Genomic DNA, 19,388 nt, shown 5'->3' on the forward strand with positions numbered 1-19,388 from the left:
CAGCTATAACAACAGTTATCCATGACAAAAAAGTGACACTAATATTTCAATTTAAAGACAGACAATATTTATAGATTATTTTGATATGTTAAACGTCATCTATATTTGGAAAATGCTAGTATGTTCATGATTTGAGAATAAGGTGTAGTATTGTGGCTTTGTTATTTCCAGTTTTATCATTTATCTGTGGGCTGATACTGGCGAATAGCAAATTTTCAGTAAACTTAAAATCACTCATGTCTTTGCTGTTGGCTCGCTTATTTATCCCGATTGTGATTATTTACAATATGGTATTTTATAAATCGGGTAGTATTGCTTTAATTTTATTTGCTTTTTTCTCATGCTTTACGCTTTTCTTTATTTATCTCACGCTGTCTAAAGATCGTTTAGCTTCATTGTGTTTTAGCTATACCAATATGGCATGGCTCGGCTTTCCGATTGCCTTGGCTATATTTGGTCCAGACAATAGTATGGTGATGATACCGCTCTATATCGGGGTTTCAATTTTTGGAAACTCTTGGGCTGTGACTTCGGTGAGCTCAGCTCCACAATCCAAACGATTGCTTATCAAAAAAGTATTGCAATCGCCACCTGTGATTGCCTTGATCATTGCAGGGCTTTTACGTTGTTTTGATGTGCAACAGTTTCAGACAAATGATTGGATTAATTGGATTTATACTCTGGCTAAATGGAGTATGAGTTTTACCGGTATGTGTGTATTGGGGATGTGGTTAAGAAAAACAAAAGTCCATATCGAGGATTTACTGTCCAGTACTAAGCTCGCAATATTAAAGTTAGTTTGTGGTGTTGTATTGTGCAGTCTGGCTTATTTCTTTTTACCTGTTCCACAGATCCATCAATATATTGGGGTGATGTTTTTACTGTTTTGTTTACCGCCAGCCGCCAATATTGTCGCATTGGAAACCCACTATCAAGGCACTGGCGTTTCAGCAAAATATATTGCTTCAGGAACGATAGTCAGTTGTGTGGTATGTGTCCTATACGGTGCATTGATTCATTTTTTATAGTTTTATCGGTTTATTTCGCTTCGTTTTAGATAAGCTTTAGCGATATCTATCATATTCCTCCTTTGCTCAACGGCGAGGAGGAATCTAACAAAATCATATGATCTTAAACGGCTGGTTTTAACTGCTTATTTCAAGCTTGCTTTAAACAATTGCATCGCCTGACCTCGATGGCTAATTTTATTCTTTTCTTCTTTACTCATTTCTGCGCTTGAAATATTTAGCTCGGGTAGCCAGAACAGTGGGTCATAACCGAAACCATTTTCACCACGAGCTTGCTCGAGTACTTCACCTTGCCAGATCCCTTGGAAGATTTGTGGTAAAGGGTCATCTGCATGTTCAACCAATGCCAATACACATACGAACATTGCTTCAATCGCTTGATCGTCTTGGCGTAAAGGCTTAAGGTTTTCCAGCAATTTTGCATTATTGGCTGCATCATCGCCATGTTCACCGGCATAACGTGCAGAGTAAATTCCAGGTGCTCCACCAAATACGGGAACGCAAATCCCAGAATCATCTGCAATCGCAGGTTTACCTGAAATACGGCTTGCATGACGTGCTTTGATAATTGCATTTTCAATAAAGCTTAAGCCATCTTCAATCGCGTCTTCGATATTCAGTCGACCTTGAGGAATCACTTCAACGGGTAAAGCCAATTCAGCAAACAATTTTTCAAATTCAGCAATTTTGCCTTTGTTATTGCTTGCGAGTACCAGTGTTCCTTGTGATAACCAATCTTTTGATGACATGATGCAGACTCAAAATTTAAAATTGAATTATTTTAACTTAATCTGTGTCATAAAATATGGCTAAATTCTCTTGTTCTTTACGCTTTACTGGATGTGTTTTGCTTTTGCGCTAATGCGTTTGTCCAATTCTTGTTTTAAATCGAGAACATCCTCATTTTTCATAAAACCTAGTCCAAGATTGAGTTTCTGTTTGCTGTTATCTTTCATGATAAAAAGTAAATAATATTGTCGATCAAGTAAGGTTTTTTTTAGCTCAACTTCATAGATCTCCGGTATTTTAATGTTTTTTTTAATTATCACTCGACCTTTAAAATCAATGCTTCTAATCATGTCTTGGGAGAGGGTTAAAATAGGACGTTGATTGCTAAACATCTGAATAGCTTTATTACTGAAAAAATAAGCAATGAAACCCAAAGGCGTAACAAGAAATAGCGAAAAGAGACTTTTTAAGCCATTCTTCCATTCAAACATTTCCAAGATTAAAAGCATGGTCGCAGCCCAAAAGGGGCAGGTCAAAATTCCAGAAAAAATCGCCAAAGGAATCATTTGTTTGCGTGAAGCATAATATTTTTTCTTTTGCATATTTTTCCATACATAGAAGAATTCGATTTACTTTTCAAAAGCACAAGTGGTGCCTTGATGGAAAATCATTTGCCATATACCGTGATCATTCATAACCCAAATTGAACTGCGTAAAGCCACATTGTATTGAGCTTGAGTTGCCACATTGATTTGATGGCTTTGATAGGTCAGTAAAACGCTATGATCAGATAACGGCTGAACTTGAAAATCCTGTGCTTGAATGATGTCGCTATCTGTATCATTTAAAAGTGCTTCAATCATTTGGGCTTTATGCACAACCCACCCTGATTTGGTAATTTCTTTAAAATCTGGATGTAACCGTTGATCAAGTATTTGAAAGTTTTGACGATCACGATGATGCAACCCGCATTCATATTGAATTAATTGTTTGAATAGGTCTTGCATTGTCAACAATCCCAGCTGAAATACTTAAATAGATGGCAGTAAAAAAAGCACCCGAAGGTGCTTTTATGATTGATGAGAATCAAATTATTGAGCTTGAATCCATTGATCTGCACGTTGTGTTGCAGTACGAATTTGGTCTTGAGTTAAGTTAGCAGCCAAAGCAGTTTTCTTGGTTTGCGACATGTTAATTACTTTATTGTCTAACATACCATCACGTGTAGAAAGCTCATACCACTGATAAGCGCCCATGTAGTTTTTCTTTTGCTCTTCCATCACCGCAAGATTAAAGCTTGCACGGTTATCGCCGTGGCTTGCTGCTTTTTCAAAGTATTGACGTGCAGATGTTTCGCTTTTAGAAACGCCTAAACCATCAGCATACATACGACCAACATTTAACTGAGCCGCAGAAATACCTTGGTCAGCCGCAGCTTTAAACCATGTAAATGCTTGTTTAATGTCTTTAGATACACCGCCAGTACCAGCCTGGTAATGTGTTGCTAAATAAAATTGTGCAGCAGGTTGACCAGCTTTGGCTGCTTTTTGCAAATCTGTCACATTCATATGTGCATATTGCGCTGCCATTGCTGATACAGATTGTTGTTGCTGCGGTACATAGTCCGCATGGGCTTGAATACTCACTAGCCCAAAAAATAACGTACTGCCTAATAATAATTTCTTCATAGAGCGCTCACTCGATAAATAGCGACTTCGCCGAACAAATTCGGTATGGCTTTACTTAAAAAGCTACCTTGTTGGTTCCCATTTACAGCGAGTCGATCAATAATTTGAATCTGATTTTCAGCACATAATGCTTCAAAATCACGAAAGGTGCATAAGTGGATATTAGGTGTATTGTACCACATATACGGTAAGGCATCAGAAACAGGCATCTTGCCTTTCAGTGCAAGGAAAGACCGTGTTTTCCAATACGCAAAGTTAGGAAACGTAATAATTGCTTGTTTCCCCACACGCACCATATCGCGCAGAAGCACATCAGGTGCATCTACAGCTTGCAAAGCTTGTGCCATAACCACATAGTCAAAAGACTGGTCGGCAAAGCGTCCCAAACCGAGGTTTAAGTCTTGTTGTATAATATTTAACCCTTTGCTGACGGCAATTGCAATCTTTTCTTGATCGATTTCTAGCCCGTAAGCATGAATTTGCTGTTTTTTGCTCATTTGTGACAATAATTCGCCATCACCACAACCTAAATCGAGCACACTCGCACCAGCATTGATCCATTTTTCTGCAAGTTGTTGGTCAATACGCATTACAAAGCCTCCTTAGGTGTTGAATTAAGGTGTTCAATACCACCTAAAAATGCACGTAAGGATTTGACGTACAAGGGGATAGGGAATAGGAATGAGTCATGGCCCTGCTCAGCATCAATATCCAAATAACTCACAGGCTTTTGATTGGTAATCAATGCATTAACAATCTCTTGCGAACGTTCTGGGCTAAAACGCCAGTCTGTTGTAAATGACACCACTAAAAAGCGGCATTTGGTATTAGATAGGGCTTTCGTCAGTGACTGTTCATATTCACGTGATGGATCGAAATAATCCAGGGCTTTGGTCATGATCAGATAAGTATTGGCATCAAAGTTACGGCTGAATTGTTCGCCTTGATAACGCAGATAGCTTTCAACTTGGAACTCAACATCGAAACCATACATAAACTTGCCTGATTTTAAATCACGGCCAAATTTTTGTTTCATGGCTTCTTCAGAGAGGTAGGTAATATGACCCACCATACGTGCCAAAATTAAGCCACGTTTTGGATAACTATCGAGTTCTAAATAACGGCCATTGTGAAAATCTGGATCAGATAAAATAGACTGACGTGCCACTTCGTTAAATGCAATATTTTGTGCGGAAAGCTTTGGTGCGCTGGCAATGATGACACATTTTTGTAAACGGTCAGGATAGTCCACAGACCATTGTAAAGCCTGCATGCCACCTAAAGAACCACCAATGATTGAATACCAAACATCTATCCCTAAGCGATCAGAGAGGAGGGCTTGGGTTTTAACCCAATCACGTACAGTCACTAATGGAAAGTCGGGACCGTATGGGCGATTTTCATTTTCAGGGTTAGGTGAAGTGGGTCCCGTTGAGCCACTACAACCTCCGATATTGTTGAGTGCGACCACGAAAAACTTCGAGGTATCAATGGCTTTACCCGGCCCAATACATGCATCCCACCAGCCTGTTTTTTTATCGTCTTCATGGTGATAGCCAGCCGCATGATGATGTCCGGAAAGTGCATGGCAAATCAAAATTCCATTTGATTTATCTGCATTGAGCTCACCATAGGTTTCCACCATGATTTCATAGCGTGGCAATACTCGACCACACTCAAGCTCTAACGGTTCTTCAAATTCAAACTTTTGTGGAGTAACGAGCCCCACTGAATCAGCTGGAAAAGACACTGGAAATGTTCACCTTAAAATTTTAGAAGGTCGATAAATTACGGATATTAGAGATATCTAAGTCATCTGTATGGCTAATAAATTAATGATATTCCATGGTTTTCACAATAGCTTTTATCATTAAAGTTCACTTCATGATGAGTGATGATGTCTAGTAGCGTCACAATGAATGTTTTGACTTTGCTGAGGCGCAACGTATTCTTCTTTCGAAAAAATGAAAAGCTTAAGCTTTATAAGAGAGCGATCTTGTCAAACTTTGCTTCTCATCACCAAGCATGTTCACTACTCACCAACACCAGTCTGATCTCAAACAATCATGGATGAAATTTCCATGTATCTTTTTATCTTTAAATTATTTTTAAAAGATATAAAGCTGTTTGAAGAGATTGCTTGATAACATCAATAAATAAAAGAAAGGATACCACTAGGGGGCATCCTTTCTAAAGTCTTTTAATTGATATCGCTTATACAGCAGCAGCGATCACTTGTTCAGTACTTAAAACACCTTGGTCAATTAAACGATTGGTTGCCGCAATGATTGCTTCAATTGAAGAGGTGACGATATTGTCATGTACACCAGCACCGAATGCAGATTTACCAGTACCTTGAACTTGAAGTTCGATCAATGCCAATGCTTTTGCATGTGCGCCTGAACTGATACTGCGTTCTTCGTAGTTTAAGACATCAATTGGTAATTGAAGTGCATTTAAAATCGCAGAAATTGGACCATTCCCTTCACCACGTAAGCGCTGAGTTTCACCATTGATGACCACATCAAGCTCAATCACTTGGCTACCATTTTCATCTGACAATCTATAATTTTTCGCTGAATAATGTGCATCTTTTGCAGCAACATAGGTGTCTTTAAACAAGGTCCAAATTTGTTGAGCTGAAACTTCAACGCCTTCTTCATCTGCAACTTGTTGAACAATTTGTGAGAATTCAATCTGTAAGCGACGAGGTAAAACCACGTTATAGTTTGACTCTAATAAGTAGGCAATACCGCCTTTACCCGACTGTGAGTTGACACGGATCACTGCATCATAATCACGACCTAAGTCTTTAGGGTCGATCGGTAAATAAGGCATATCCCAAATTTCTTCGTCTTTTTGGAACTCAAAGCCTTTTTTAATTGCATCTTGGTGAGAACCAGAGAAAGCAGTAAAAACCAAATCACCAGCATATGGGTGACGTGGATGTACAGGTAAACCAGTACATTCTTCTATTGTGGCAATAATTTCATTAATGTTTGAGAAATCTAACTCACATGCTACACCTTGTGTGTACATGTTTAATGCAATTGCAGCAACGTCTACGTTACCAGTACGTTCACCATTCCCAAATACACAACCTTCAACACGATCAGCACCAGCCATGATCGCTAACTCAGATGCTGCAATACCACAACCACGGTCATTGTGACAATGTACTGAAATAATCACACCATCACGACGTTGCAAATTACGATGCATCCATTCGATTTGGTCGGCATAGACATGCGGACCTGAAACCTCAACAGTTGCAGGTAAATTTAAAATGACTTTATTGTCAGGTGATGCTTCCCAAATTTCAGTCACTGCATCACAGACATCTTTAGCAACTTCTAATTCTGTTGCTGTAAAACATTCTGGGCTGTACTGAAAAATAAATTCAGTTTCAGGCTGTTTTGCTGCATATTCTTTTACTTTGCTTGCTGCATTGATGGCCAATTGTTTTGCACCATTGACATCAACATTCAATACTTTTTTACGGAAAGTGGGTGAGTTCGAGTTATAGATATGCACAATGGCACGTTTCGCACCTTGTAAGGCTTCAAAGGTACGTGCAATTAAATGATCACGCGCTTGCACCAAGACTTCGATATAAACGTCATCTGGAATATGACCTTCTTCAATCAACTTACGAGTGAAATCAAAATCAACTTGTGATGCTGAAGGAAAGCCAATTTCAATATGTTTAAAGCCGATTTTGACCAACATTTCGAACATTTTGAATTTTTGCTCAATGTTCATTGGCTCGAAAATCGCTTGGTTACCATCACGAAGGTCGGTACTCATCCAAATTGGCGCTTTATTGATTTCGTTATTTGGCCATTGACGGTCAGGCAAGTCTACACGTTGATACATGCGACGATATTTTTTACTTGGATCAGCCAACATCATGAGGGAACTCCTTGTGTAGTTGTTGTTGCTCGTCTCTTGGGTAAAGGCAACTTACTACAAATATAGATTGTGTCTATCTGTTCAATTTACAAGTGTTTTTAAGATGAAAACACAGTAAATTTTCATAAACTTATACGTGGGTAGCACGAGATAAATCTAAACACTGATAACTTACAAATGGTTTAACTTGAGATTAATTCTAAAACAATTATCTTGGAAATAATTTCCTTAATTTGCATAAAAAATATCAGTTGAGAGAAAATTTTCCTTTGAATGACTTAATCTTGAAAAATATATTCTTGATTGATTTCTTTTACGGTAGCAGTTCCCATTAATGCCATGGTAATTTCAAATTCTTCCTTTAAAATTTTAATTACATGGGCGACACCTAAAGCACCAGCAACAGAGAGCCCGTAGATCGCAGGACGGCCAATCAGCACCGCAGATGCGCCTAATGCCAATGCTTTAAATATATCGGTACCACGACGGATTCCACCATCCAAAAGCAAAGGAAAATCATGAGGAACAACTGCCTTAATTTTTGCTAAGGCGATCAGTGGGGAAATACTCGTATTGAGTACTCGTCCGCCATGATTAGAAACGATTAAGCCTTTTACGCCGATTTCGACTGCTTTTTTTGCATCGAGTGGATGTAGCACACCCTTTAAAATTACAGGCAAATGGCTATGGGCAATTATAAATTCGATATCTGCCCATTTGGGTGCAATTTGCATTAAACCGTTGAATACAGGATGTTGATGCTCAGAAATTTCGGGCAGGGGAATGTGGGTGGGTGTATGGGGGTGTTGCATGCCTTCTGGCAATTGAAAATTCACCCGACGTTCACGATCACGAATCCCTGTATGCGGTGAATCTACTGTAATCACAAGTGCTTTAAAATTTTGTTGTTCTGCGAGTCGAACTAAGGCCAATGATTTTTCACGATCACCTTGCCAATACAGTTGGAACCATTTCAGCGGGTTTTCTTGTTTTAAACTTCGCATATCGGTATTGGTGAAAGTGCTCAGTACAATATTACTTCCTAAAACTTCGGCTGCCAGTGCAGCCGCAGCTTCGCCCTCTGGGTGGAACAATTGTTGATGTCCAATCGGTGCAAGAAAAATTGGATGAGGAAATTTTTGCCCTAAAATTTCACATTCTGTCGAGCCTTGAGTTAAGTCATTGAGCAGTCTTGGAATCAGTTGAATATTTTTAAATTGTTGTAAGTTTTCTTGAACACTTTGCTCATCCATCGCCCCACCTTGCAAGTAGTGCCAAGTGTTTTCAGGCAGATGCTGTTCAGCTTGTTTCTCGTAATCCGCAATTGTCTGTAAATATGCTGGAATTTGAGTGAGTGGTGCTTGGATTTTTTTACTCATTTATTGATTGTCCAAATTTATACAAAACACTTTCATTACAATAATGACTTGCGAGCTAAAACTTATAAATCACTCCATTCGCGTAGGAGGTTGTGATAGATCCCCGTAAGACTAATCACTTGTTCATGTGTTGCAGACAGTTCGATGGTCAGCTTTTGAATATTTTGATCTAAGTCAAAGAGAATTCGTCGTTGCGCATCGGATGATACAAAGCTTTGTACCCAAAAGAACGAGGCAATACGTGCACCTTCAGTGACTGGGTTAACCTGATGTAAACTGGTAGAAGGATAGACAATTGCATCGCCAGCTGGAAGTTTTACTTCTTGTGTGCCAAAAGTATCTTCGATCACCAGTTCGCCGCCATCATATTCATCGGGATTGGTGAGAAAAACAGTGCAAGACACATCTGTCCTTAAGTACTGATTGAGTTGAGGATGGCGACGGATAGCATTATCAACATGCATCCCAAAATTTCCGCCGTGTTGATAACAATTAAACAGCGGAGGTAAAAATGTTTTTGGAAGTGCGGCACTAAAGAACAAAGGATTTGCGTTGGCAGCATTTTGAATGATTTGTCCAAGCTCTAATGCTTGTTGAGAGTCTTGAGCCAGTTGTAAATTATTTTTTAAATGCGCAGATTGATAGCCTGTTGTTGCTTTTCCATCTGTCCACTCTGCTTGAGAAAGTGTCTGACGACAATGATTCAGTTCATCCAGACTGAGTAAATTTGGAATGTGTAAAATCATGATTTTCTTCCCCAAAAAAGAAACAGCGTCTGATGAATCAGACGCTGAATTTTAACATAGATTGGCTAAATCTTAGAACTTATAGTTGATGTTGAATACGCCTTTGCGACCCTCACCAGGCATTGCCCAACCATTGTTACGGATATGGCTATAGTACTTCTCATCACTTAAGTTTTGCCCCAATAATTGGAAACTTAAATCTTTGTTGTAGCTGTACGTTACAGAAGCATTGTGAATCACATAATCTTCAGACTTGACCTGTGGCACAAGATTATTCGTCGCTGAACGTGTGCTTAAATACATTTCACCTTGATAGGTTAAGCCATAGCCAGCTTGCCACTGATCATTGAATTGATACGTTGTCCATAAGCTGCCTGAAACTTTAGGAACATTGACCAATTTGTCACCTTTTTGGAAGTCAATATTCGGTGAACCATTGACTTTAGTTTGGTCGTATTCTCCTTCCATATAAGCAGCACTAGCTGTGATGTTCCATTTTGGCGTAATTTCACCGGCTAAACCAAGTTCAACACCTTGTACATAGTTTTTACCATCTAATTTGGCATCTGGTTGTCCAGGTATATCATTGGTTACACGGACTTTATCTTGTTCATTACGAAATACTGCGGCAGACACTAAGAAGTTAGGATTTGCTTGCCACTTTGCCCCCACTTCATAGGCAACTGCATTCTCTGGGTCTGTACTGCAAGAATTTGCTGTGATTGCATTGTTGGTAATAGTTTGAGAACAGCCACCACTTGCAGTATTTTGTACCGGCTTTTGAGCATTAGCATAAGACAAATAAAGACTGGTTGCTGGTGTTGGTTTAAATGTCAAACCAGCATTATAGGAAATTAAATTATCAGACTGTTTATAGTTTTGACCACGAGTTACCGCTGCATTAGTTGTTGAAATAGTATCTGAACGATATTGACCGTCAGTATAATCATTACGCACACCAAGGTTAAGTAACCATTGTTCACCAAACTTTAAAGTATCAAACAAATACGCTGAATAAACATTTAAGTAGCCTTCAGCAACACCTGTTTTACGGAAATTTGTTGGACCATGCCAAAAGTTATCTGGATTGTACACATCCATGTAAAGCGGGTTAGTAATAGAACTACCTGCTGATGAACCATTTGAATTATATAAATAGCCAGCTGTGGTAATCGCATAGTCTTCACGACTAAAGCCCACCCCAGCAACAAGAGCATGATCGACAACGCCAGTTTTGAATTGCACATTGATGTTGGTGTCATTGGCAAATTGCTTATTATGGGTATCACGATAATAACCACGTGGGCCAGAAATATAATATGAACCCTTTGGAACAGTAATCGTGGTTGAACCAGAAGTTACATTACAATTTTTATAGCCAGTTTGGTTGGTATTGGTCAGTGCTGTTGGTGATGTGCCATCTGCTAAACAAAATGTTCCTTGTGGTGCAGAAACAGTTGCTTTTTGTTGAATGTCACTATAACGAGTAATGGAGTTCAGTTTTGCGTTGGGACTGATCTCGCTTTCTACTTTAAATGTGACAACCTGATTTTCAATATCTTGTTGATCTAAGTTGCTATAGCCATAGTTATTTTTATCTGAAATCCCTTTGACAGGTTTGCCATTATAATAAGGAACGCCGTACTGTGGATCATTTTCATCTTTTTGATATAAGTAAGATAAAGTTGCCTTAGTCGTATCACTGATTCCAAAAGTAACCGATGGCGCAATTCCCCAACGTTTCATTTCTTCATCACGACCCGCATAGGTGTTTTGATGCCCCATTACATTTAAACGAAATGCTAAATCTTCATCTACAACTTTATTAAAATCACCTGTAAAGCGTTTATAGCTATCTGAACCAAAACCTAAAGTAACTTCATTGCTGTCACGATTCTTAGGCGTTTTAGAGACTAAATTGACACCACCACTGATTTGTCCTACACCATTTTCAACAGAATTCGCACCTTTGATGATTTCAACAGCTTCATAGTTGAATAAATCAGAACGGTTGGTTAATGCTGCATCACGTAAGCCATCGACAGTTGTGTTATAGGTTGCATCATAACCCCGTAGGTTGATTTTATCGCCATAACCACCACCACCTTCGCCAGCACCAAAACTAATGCCTGGAGTTGTTGCAAGGGCTTGTTGTAGTGAAAGTAAGCCTTGATCTTTGAGAGCTTTTTCCGTGATGACCTGAACGGTTTTAGCTGTATCTAAAATGGTTTCTGTACGTTTAGTTGAAGATGTTTTTGCTGCTAAATATGCAGTATTTTGTTCTGCTCGAGCTTGAATCGTTGGGAGTTGTACTGTTGTATCTTCAGTTGCTGCAAAAGCTAGGTTGGGTAAAGCAATTGCAAGTGCAACTGTTTTAACTTTTTTGTTTTTTACAGAATTTTTTTGAGCCATTTTTTGCGTCCATCGCAGGTTGTGTCAAACTTAACCAATACTGCTCAGGAAACTTCATGACGCAATAATGGAGAAATTGTTAAGGTATGTAACTAGTGTTGCGAATTCTAATGATAATTATTTTCATTAACAATAAATAGTAAGTGATTATTCATACGGAAAAACTGTTTAATTCATTCAATATAATTAAAGAAAGCTATAGGAGATATGATTGATGGAGTTTGATCATATTGCTGAAATCTAAAGTATTTTTAATGATTGGTAAAAAGTAACCATTGGAAATTATAGAATTATTTTTTAGTAAGGGTTAATAACAATGAGATTTATCTTTAATAAAAGACACAACAAGCTAAATTATAGGTAAAAAATGGCCCCTATGAACAGGAGCCATTTCACTTTAATTTTTAAAGTATTAACTATTAATATTTAAAGTTAATTGATAAGACAGCATTACGGCCTTCAGCTTCTGTTGCATAGTGAGATGCATAGGCTTTAGTAAAATAACGCTTGTCTGAAAGGTTGTTTACATTAAGCTGTAAATCAACATTTTTGTTAACATTGTAACGAGCCATTGCATCATAACGGACATAACCAGATACATACTTAGTATTCGCAGCATCACCATAGACTTTGTCCATACCTAATGCACCAGCACCAACAGTTAACTGTGGAAGAACTTGATACGTTGTCCAAAGTGTTGCAGAGTTTTTAGGTACGTTAGGAAGTTGTTTGCCTTTCGCTGGGTTAGGGTATGTACATGTTCCAGCACGATTACATGACGGGCCAGGATTGGTCATTTCACTGTCTAGATAAGAGTATCCAGCCGTAATATCCCATTTGTCTGTAATTTTACCTGTAGCACTAAGTTCAACACCATCAACTTTACTTTCACCACCGTTGGTGTAGGTGCCAGCATCTAATTGGATACGAGTATTTTGTTTTTCTGTACGGAATACAGCAGCTGTCAAGTTTAAGCGATCATTGAAGAGGTCCCATTTAGTTCCAACTTCATAGGTACGTGCTTCTTCTGGCTTTAAGTCCATATAAGCTTGTCCGATCGCTTCCGAACCATCACCACCATCAACACCCACTGGGTTAGCTGATGTTGCATAGCTTGCATAGATCGAACCATTTTTCATAGGTTTATATGTCAAACCAGCTTGGTAAGTAAAAAAGTCTTTATTATTTTCTAGTTTAGCGCCTGTTGCATTCGTCACTTGTTCAGTGTCAAATTTGTCCCAACGAACACCTAGGTCAAGTAGCCATTGTGGATTAAATTCAATATTGTCAAGCAAATAAACTGATGTAACTTTTGTTGTGGTTGTAGTGGTATTACGATTGGCAACTGCTGAACCTAACCATTCTTCTTTCGAATTTGGATTTGTTAAAGACGTACACCATGCATCATTGATTTTACAATCGCTGTTGAAACCACCAGTTGTAGTACCTGTATAACCTGGATAAGTAGTTGTATAGCTACCTTTATCTGATTTTTGATCACTATATTCTGCACCAACATTAAACTTATGCTTAATTGCACCAGTGTTAAATTTACCAGTCAATGCAAGTTGATCTGTGAAAATATCTGTGTCAGTAATACGTGAGTTAATACGACGCCAAACTTTATCATTTAGGACATTACCTTTTGAGTCATCTGGTTGAGTCCAAAGATAATCATTCGTTGACTTGTTATACACTGCAGTATTGGTAATGGTTAAATTGTCAGTTAAATCATGTTCTAATTTAATTGTACCAATTTGGTTTTCTTGTTTTTGAAAATCACGATCATGTAAACCATAGTAAATGCCTTGTTTAACATCTACAGGCTTACCAAAAGTTGCTTTTTTCGAAGCATCATAATTATATGGCACACCCGAATCAGGTGTATCGTCTGACTTTAAATAGTAGTAACTTAACGTTGCACGAGTCGCAGTGTCTAAGCCAAAAGTAATACTTGGTGCAATACCAGCACGTTTATATTCTGCGCCGTCATGTTGGCCCGCTTTCTCATTTTGGTGTCCCATTAGTGCAATACGAGCAGCAATCCCATTGCCAAAGTCTTTATTACCATCTAGGGTAATACGTTGGTAGTTATCTGTACCACCCGCAACAGAACCCTCTAAAGCATCGCCTTTTTTAGCGACTTTAGAAATCATGTTTACACTACCACCAACTGATCCAGCACCACCAAGTGAAGATGCTGACCCTTTAATAACTTCTACTTGTTCTACTGCAAACATTTCACGGTTTTGTGAAGTGGAATTACGCACACCATCCACAAACATAGAACTTTCAGAGTTATAACCACGAATAAATGGACGATCACCATTTGGGTTACCACCTTCACCAGCGCCAAGGGTAATTCCTGGAACTGTACGAAGTGCATCTGCAAGTGTTGTTACTTGAGTATCTTGAATCAGTTGTTTTGAAATAACAGATACAGATTTAGGTGTATCCAAAAGTGGCGCAACAAATTTTGTATTGGCAGACTGATCTACTTTTAAACCTTGTTCAGTCGTTGCTTGTGCTTTAATTGTTGGTAGTTTTGCGATTTCGTCTTGAGCGATGGCTGACGTTGCAATAACTGAAAGAGATGAAGCGATTGCTGTAGTAACAATCTTTTTGCGTGATTTGATAAAAGACATACTTAAACTCACTAAGAGTAGTGCAAATTTGTATGCGAATAATAATGATTCTTATTGTTTATTTCATCTGTTTGAAATTGAATTTGTCGATGGTTTTAAATGTTTATGATGAGAAAATGAATTAAAAATGCATTGAAATTTCACTTAACTTTTTGAATTTTATTTATTTAATTTTATTTCTAGATATTTCAAAATGTAAATAAATTTATTCTAATGTCATTAAAGTATTTGAATTTGGTAAATTTCTCAAAATATGCGGATTTCTTGGTTTGGCTGCAAAGAAGGGGGTTGGTTTAAAAAAGCAACATAATGGGGAAATCTGTGACCGAAATAAAATGATTTACACAGGTGTTTTGTATATATTCAAATGTTGTCATATAATGTGGCACTTTTTGAAAAACTGTAATTATTAAATTCTATCGAGGAAGCCATGCAAGTAACTTCTGAAGCGGTTTCGGGCGTTGCCCGTCGTTTAAATGTATCTGTACCGACGAGCCGTATTAACGAGCAGTTTGAAGCTCGCTTGAAACGCACTGCCAAAACTGTGAAGATCAACGGCTTCCGTCAAGGTAAAGTGCCAGTAAACGTTGTACGTCGTGAATACGGCGCTGGTATTTACCAAGAAGTTGTAAACGACATCATTCGTGACACAGTATTTGAAGCAATTCAACAAGAAAAAATCAACGCTGTTGGTATGCCAAATATCGACAAAGTTGAAAACAAAGATGATGCTTTAGTTTATCAAGCTACAGTTGAAGTTTATCCTGAAGTTGAAGCTAAATTTGAAGGTCTTGAAGTATCACGTAAATCATCTGAAGTAACAGATAAAGACGTTGATGCAATGCTTGAAAACCTTCAAAAGCAACGTGCTGAATGGACTGAAACTAAAGGCATGGCTAAAAAAGACATGCAAGTAACTTTCGATTTTGAAGGTACTGTTGATGGTGAGAAGTTTGAAGGCGGTGCTGCTGAAGACTTTAAACTTGTTTTAGGTTCTGGTCGTATGATCCCTGGCTTCGAAGACGGTATCGTTGGTATGAAGAAAGGCGAAGAGAAAGTGATTGATGTAACTTTCCCTGAAGACTATCAAGCTGAAAACTTAGCAGGTAAAGCGGCTCAATTCAAAATCACAGTTAAGCTTGTTGAAAAACAAAAACTTCCTGAAATTGATGCTGAATTCCTTAAAATCTTCGGTTTAACTGAAGAAGAAGGCGTAGAGAAATTAAAAGCTGACGTTCGCAAAAACATGGAACGTGAAGTAAAAAATGGCCTACGTAACCAAGTAAAAGGTGCAACTTTTGATGCACTTGTTGCTGCAAATGACGTAGAAGTTCCTGAATCTATGTTGGCTCAAGAAATTGACCGTCAACGTCAACAAATGATTCAACAATTTACTCAACAGTTTGGTGCTCAAGGTGCTAAAGCATTTGACAGCAGCATGCTTCCAGATGAATTGTTCAAAGAACAAGCTGAAAAAGCAGTTAAACTTGGTGTATTGGTAAGCAAAGTATTGGCTGATGCTAAACTTGAAGTAGACCAATCACGTGTTGATGCTTATATCGAAGATATGGCTTCTTCTTATGAAGATCCAACTGAAGTGATTGAATATTTCAAAACTGATAAGCAACAACGTGCTCAAATCGAAGGCGTAGTGTTAGAAGATCAAGTTGTTGATCATATCTTAGCTGCTGCTAAAGTAACTGATGAAGTTGTTAGCTATCAAGATTTGTTAAAAGAGCAACAAGCGCGCCAACAAGGCTAAGTTGTTTGATCTAAAAAAAGGCGCTTTGGCGCCTTTTTTTATGAGATTAAACATGGATTTAATCATTCCATTCACAATACTTATGCAAAAAATATCTGATATTAAGTTGGGAATATTTTGCATTTTCAGCAATTATCCCTCATATTGTGAACATGAGTGAAGTAACAAGAATTCAGGAATAAATAACGTATGTATGTTCCATCAATTGAAAGCGCTTTGGTGCCAGTAGTCGTAGAACAATCTTCACGTGGTGAGCGTTCTTTCGATATTTTTTCACGTCTTTTACGTGAACGTGTGATTTTTTTAACTGGTGAAGTTGAAGACAACATGGCGAATCTTATTGTCGCGCAAATGTTGTTTTTAGAAGCTGAAAATCCAGATAAAGATATCCATTTATATATCAATTCACCTGGTGGTTCAGTGACTGCGGGTATGGCAATTTACGATACGATGCAATTTATTAAGCCTGATGTAGTGACCTATTGTATGGGCCAAGCTGCATCTATGGGGGCTTTCTTATTAAATGCTGGTGCAAAAGGTAAGCGTTATTGCTTGGAAAATGCGCGCGTGATGATTCACCAACCATTAGGTGGTTTCCGTGGTCAAGCATCGGATATTGAAATTCATGCACGTGAAATTTTATTCATCAAAGAACGTTTAAATCGTTTAATGGCTGAACATAGTGGTCAAGATTACGAAACTGTCGCTAAAGATACAGATCGTGATAATTTTATGACTGCACAGCAAGCAAAAGAATATGGTTTAGTGGATCAGGTATTAAGTAAACGACCTCAAGACTAAACATTTATAGATAAGATTTAAGAATTTGGAGTGAAAATGTCCGATCTTCCTCAAGGACAAAAGCATTGTTCATTTTGCGGTAAAACGCAGTCTGAAGTCGGTAAGCTGATTGCAGGCGAGGACGCATATATTTGTAATGAATGCGTGGATGTGTGCTTAGACTTAGTGCAAACGAGTCAACAGGTGGAAACAGGTGATTGGGCAACACGTCCATTGCCAAAACCACATGAAATTCGTGCGGCTTTGGACCAGTATGTAATTGGTCAAGACACAGCAAAGAAAACACTTTCAGTTGCAGTGTATAACCATTACAAACGTTTAAAAGTATCTCAAACAGGGCATAAGCCTAAAGATGCCGTTGAAATTGCTAAAAGTAATATTTTGCTGATTGGACCGACAGGTTCAGGTAAAACATTACTAGCACAAACACTTGCACGTTTGCTTGATGTACCTTTTGCAATGGCTGATGCAACAACTTTGACCGAAGCTGGTTATGTTGGTGAAGATGTTGAAAACATTATTCAGAAACTTTTGCAAAAAGCGGATTACGATGTAGAAAAAGCACAAAAGGGCATTATCTACATTGATGAAATTGACAAGATTACCCGTAAATCTGAAAATCCTTCAATTACACGTGATGTGTCTGGTGAGGGTGTGCAACAAGCATTGTTGAAAATGATTGAAGGTACGGTTGCGTCAATTCCGCCTCAAGGTGGACGTAAACATCCACAACAAGAGTTTATTCAAGTTGATACTGCAAATATCTTGTTTATCTGTGGTGGTGCGTTCTCTGGTCTTGAAAAAGTTGTTCAACAACGTCAAGAAAAAGGTGGCATTGGTTTCACGGCAGACGTAAAGAATAAAGACGATAGTAAAAAAGTATCTGAATTATTCCGTCAAGTTGAAGCCGCAGATTTGGTGAAATTTGGTTTAATTCCAGAATTCATTGGTCGTTTACCTGTGATTGCAACACTTGAAGAGCTTGATCAAGAAGCCTTGATGCAGATTTTAACAGAACCAAAAAATGCATTAACGCGTCAGTATCAATATCTTTTTGAGATGGAAAATGTAGACCTTCTTTTTGAAGACTCTGCTTTACGTGCGATCGCGAAAAAAGCGTTAGAGCGTAATACAGGTGCGCGTGGTCTGCGTTCTATTTTAGAAAATGTATTGCTTGAAACTATGTATGACTTACCAAGTCGTTCAGACATTGGTACTGTGATTATCAATGAAGCGGTGATTAACGATAAAGCTGCACCAGAGTTCAAATCTGAACGTCAACCAAAGCATGAAAATACTGAAGTTGAAAAAGTAGATTTGAAGGTGTTGGATACAAAATCAGCTTAAAAGCTGGATTCTGATACATCCTCAGTGCAATTCATCTGAAACGTGCAAGTAGCTTGACTATTTGCACGTTTTTTATTTTTAAATGGTCATTGAAATGTTAAGCTGGCTGTAGACAATAGGGTTTATTAAAAACGAAAATAAAAAATACGCGGTGAGGGAAAATCATGCGTTACATCGGTCTAGTCGTTTTGATCAGTTGTGGGTTGGCAGCTTGTCAAAGTCATCAATCTGTTGAACAGCAACCTGCAAAAGTTGTTTCAACTTTAGATCCTATCGATTTCAAAAAAGAAGATTCGTTGGTTCATGAAAAGCTTGAACAATATAAAGTTGCATCATTCTCTACCGGATCTTGGGTCAATCAAAAGCCGGGGCAATACTTTAAGCTGGTTAAGCCTCAGAATCCTCAAGCTGCGATTGTGTATTTTTATCGACCGGATAGTCGTTGGAATAGACAAGAAATTATTCCAAACAATTTTTTTCTGAATGGTAAGAAAATTCCAAGCTTGATCAGTAATCATTATTACTGGATTGAACTGGCTGAAGGTGACTATAAATTAAGTCTCAGTCGCCCATTAACGGTTTTTCATTTCCAGAAACCCAAAGTTGCTTACTTCTCAGTGGAAGCTGGCGGGCAATATTTTGTCAAATATGAAGAAGAAAAATTTCGCGGTGGTCCCAATGGTGAAGCAGGGTTATTACGTGTAGGGCCTTTAATGCAAATGCCTACTCGACAAGGGCTCAAAGAAATTGCAATGACTCAACTGAAAACTCCAGGCCTTAATTTCGTGGCTGAAGTGACTGCAGATGGTCGTGTGATCAAACCTAAAGAAAAAATCAAAGGTGAACCGTACAAAGTGAGTGATGATGTGCATTTGGGGCAGCAGTTTAAACTTTGGAACCCAATGACTTGGTGATCTATCGCTAGAGGATGCTTGATAT

Annotated in this window: 16 protein-coding genes; 5 read left to right on the forward strand and 11 right to left on the reverse strand. The window is 38.3% G+C overall.

Going from position 1 to position 19,388, the window contains the following annotated elements:
• The first annotated feature begins 152 nt into the window (after positions 1–152).
• Positions 153–1,028, forward strand: coding sequence for an AEC family transporter (locus AC07WY_RS09355; protein ID WP_494736248.1), 876 nt, complete (start codon positions 153–155; stop codon positions 1,026–1,028).
• A 125-nt stretch (positions 1,029–1,153) separates the two neighbouring features.
• Here the strand turns inward: AC07WY_RS09355 and rdgB are convergent, their stop codons facing one another.
• The 11 genes from rdgB to AC07WY_RS09410 all read right to left on the reverse strand — a co-directional run bounded on the left by rdgB (position 1,154) and on the right by AC07WY_RS09410 (position 14,539).
• A complete protein-coding gene (rdgB, locus tag AC07WY_RS09360) occupies positions 1,154–1,777 on the reverse strand; it encodes an RdgB/HAM1 family non-canonical purine NTP pyrophosphatase (RefSeq protein ID WP_494736249.1) in 624 nt (207 codons plus the stop codon).
• 84 nt (positions 1,778–1,861) lie between these two features.
• Positions 1,862–2,359, reverse strand: coding sequence for a hypothetical protein (locus AC07WY_RS09365; RefSeq protein ID WP_494736250.1), 498 nt, complete (start codon positions 2,357–2,359; stop codon positions 1,862–1,864).
• A gap of 27 nt (positions 2,360–2,386) precedes the next feature.
• Positions 2,387–2,764 carry a nuclear transport factor 2 family protein gene (locus AC07WY_RS09370; RefSeq protein ID WP_262084992.1) on the reverse strand — a complete coding sequence of 126 codons (378 nt, stop codon included), beginning with the start codon at positions 2,762–2,764 and terminating at the stop codon, positions 2,387–2,389.
• 84 nt (positions 2,765–2,848) lie between these two features.
• Complete coding sequence (locus AC07WY_RS09375) at positions 2,849–3,445, reverse strand: tetratricopeptide repeat protein (RefSeq protein ID WP_262084993.1); 597 nt, start codon at positions 3,443–3,445, stop codon at positions 2,849–2,851.
• On the reverse strand, positions 3,442–4,035 hold the full coding sequence (metW, locus tag AC07WY_RS09380) for a methionine biosynthesis protein MetW (RefSeq protein ID WP_004726517.1): 594 nt from the start codon (positions 4,033–4,035) through the stop codon (positions 3,442–3,444). Before metW ends, AC07WY_RS09375 begins: the two co-directional genes overlap by 4 nt.
• Positions 4,035–5,195 (reverse strand): homoserine O-succinyltransferase MetX, encoded by a 1,161-nt coding sequence (metX, locus tag AC07WY_RS09385; RefSeq protein WP_004726519.1) that lies wholly within the window; start codon positions 5,193–5,195, stop codon positions 4,035–4,037. Before metX ends, metW begins: the two co-directional genes overlap by 1 nt.
• Positions 5,196–5,659: 464 nt before the next feature.
• Positions 5,660–7,357 carry a 2-isopropylmalate synthase gene (leuA, locus tag AC07WY_RS09390; RefSeq protein ID WP_004818892.1) on the reverse strand — a complete coding sequence of 566 codons (1,698 nt, stop codon included), beginning with the start codon at positions 7,355–7,357 and terminating at the stop codon, positions 5,660–5,662.
• A gap of 278 nt (positions 7,358–7,635) precedes the next feature.
• On the reverse strand, positions 7,636–8,736 hold the full coding sequence (locus AC07WY_RS09395; protein WP_494736251.1) for an alpha-hydroxy acid oxidase: 1,101 nt from the start codon (positions 8,734–8,736) through the stop codon (positions 7,636–7,638).
• 62 nt (positions 8,737–8,798) lie between these two features.
• Positions 8,799–9,482 (reverse strand): Fe2+-dependent dioxygenase, encoded by a 684-nt coding sequence (locus tag AC07WY_RS09400; protein ID WP_209826917.1) that lies wholly within the window; start codon positions 9,480–9,482, stop codon positions 8,799–8,801.
• 72 nt (positions 9,483–9,554) lie between these two features.
• Positions 9,555–11,894 carry a TonB-dependent receptor gene (locus AC07WY_RS09405; protein ID WP_494736252.1) on the reverse strand — a complete coding sequence of 780 codons (2,340 nt, stop codon included), beginning with the start codon at positions 11,892–11,894 and terminating at the stop codon, positions 9,555–9,557.
• A gap of 419 nt (positions 11,895–12,313) precedes the next feature.
• Positions 12,314–14,539 carry a TonB-dependent receptor gene (locus AC07WY_RS09410; protein ID WP_419335133.1) on the reverse strand — a complete coding sequence of 742 codons (2,226 nt, stop codon included), beginning with the start codon at positions 14,537–14,539 and terminating at the stop codon, positions 12,314–12,316.
• A 430-nt stretch (positions 14,540–14,969) separates the two neighbouring features.
• Here AC07WY_RS09410 and tig point away from each other — a divergent pair, with 430 nt between their 5' ends.
• The 4 genes from tig to AC07WY_RS09430 all read left to right on the forward strand — a co-directional run bounded on the left by tig (position 14,970) and on the right by AC07WY_RS09430 (position 19,363).
• The gene (gene tig / locus AC07WY_RS09415) at positions 14,970–16,301 is read left to right on the forward strand and encodes a trigger factor (protein WP_004726530.1); all 1,332 of its coding nucleotides are present in this window, start codon (positions 14,970–14,972) and stop codon (positions 16,299–16,301) included.
• Positions 16,302–16,490: 189 nt separating this feature from the next.
• The gene (gene clpP, locus AC07WY_RS09420) at positions 16,491–17,102 is read left to right on the forward strand and encodes an ATP-dependent Clp endopeptidase proteolytic subunit ClpP (RefSeq protein ID WP_004726532.1); all 612 of its coding nucleotides are present in this window, start codon (positions 16,491–16,493) and stop codon (positions 17,100–17,102) included.
• A 36-nt stretch (positions 17,103–17,138) separates the two neighbouring features.
• Entirely contained in the window at positions 17,139–18,449 is a 1,311-nt protein-coding gene (clpX, locus tag AC07WY_RS09425) for an ATP-dependent Clp protease ATP-binding subunit ClpX (RefSeq protein ID WP_034609735.1), read from the forward strand.
• A gap of 164 nt (positions 18,450–18,613) precedes the next feature.
• Positions 18,614–19,363, forward strand: coding sequence for a DUF2846 domain-containing protein (locus AC07WY_RS09430; RefSeq protein ID WP_004726536.1), 750 nt, complete (start codon positions 18,614–18,616; stop codon positions 19,361–19,363).
• Positions 19,364–19,388: the final 25 nt, after the last annotated feature.

The sequence above is a fragment of the Acinetobacter sp. GW821-FHT01C12 genome (assembly GCF_059422625.1).

What these genes read in the sequence shown, in the direction of transcription:
- rdgB (WP_494736249.1), bottom strand. Translation starts at nt 1,777, where the DNA reads ATGTCATCAAAAGATTGGTTATCACAAGGAACACTGGTACTCGCAAGC.
- AC07WY_RS09365 (WP_494736250.1), bottom strand. Translation starts at nt 2,359, where the DNA reads ATGCAAAAGAAAAAATATTATGCTTCACGCAAACAAATGATTCCTTTG.
- AC07WY_RS09370 (WP_262084992.1), bottom strand. Translation starts at nt 2,764, where the DNA reads ATGCAAGACCTATTCAAACAATTAATTCAATATGAATGCGGGTTGCAT.
- AC07WY_RS09375 (WP_262084993.1), bottom strand. Translation starts at nt 3,445, where the DNA reads ATGAAGAAATTATTATTAGGCAGTACGTTATTTTTTGGGCTAGTGAGT.
- metW (WP_004726517.1), bottom strand. Translation starts at nt 4,035, where the DNA reads ATGCGTATTGACCAACAACTTGCAGAAAAATGGATCAATGCTGGTGCG.
- leuA (WP_004818892.1), bottom strand. Translation starts at nt 7,357, where the DNA reads ATGATGTTGGCTGATCCAAGTAAAAAATATCGTCGCATGTATCAACGT.
- AC07WY_RS09395 (WP_494736251.1), bottom strand. Translation starts at nt 8,736, where the DNA reads ATGAGTAAAAAAATCCAAGCACCACTCACTCAAATTCCAGCATATTTA.
- AC07WY_RS09400 (WP_209826917.1), bottom strand. Translation starts at nt 9,482, where the DNA reads ATGATTTTACACATTCCAAATTTACTCAGTCTGGATGAACTGAATCAT.
- AC07WY_RS09405 (WP_494736252.1), bottom strand. Translation starts at nt 11,894, where the DNA reads ATGGCTCAAAAAAATTCTGTAAAAAACAAAAAAGTTAAAACAGTTGCA.
- AC07WY_RS09410 (WP_419335133.1), bottom strand. Translation starts at nt 14,539, where the DNA reads ATGTCTTTTATCAAATCACGCAAAAAGATTGTTACTACAGCAATCGCT.
- tig (WP_004726530.1), top strand. Translation starts at nt 14,970, where the DNA reads ATGCAAGTAACTTCTGAAGCGGTTTCGGGCGTTGCCCGTCGTTTAAAT.
- clpP (WP_004726532.1), top strand. Translation starts at nt 16,491, where the DNA reads ATGTATGTTCCATCAATTGAAAGCGCTTTGGTGCCAGTAGTCGTAGAA.
- clpX (WP_034609735.1), top strand. Translation starts at nt 17,139, where the DNA reads ATGTCCGATCTTCCTCAAGGACAAAAGCATTGTTCATTTTGCGGTAAA.
- AC07WY_RS09430 (WP_004726536.1), top strand. Translation starts at nt 18,614, where the DNA reads ATGCGTTACATCGGTCTAGTCGTTTTGATCAGTTGTGGGTTGGCAGCT.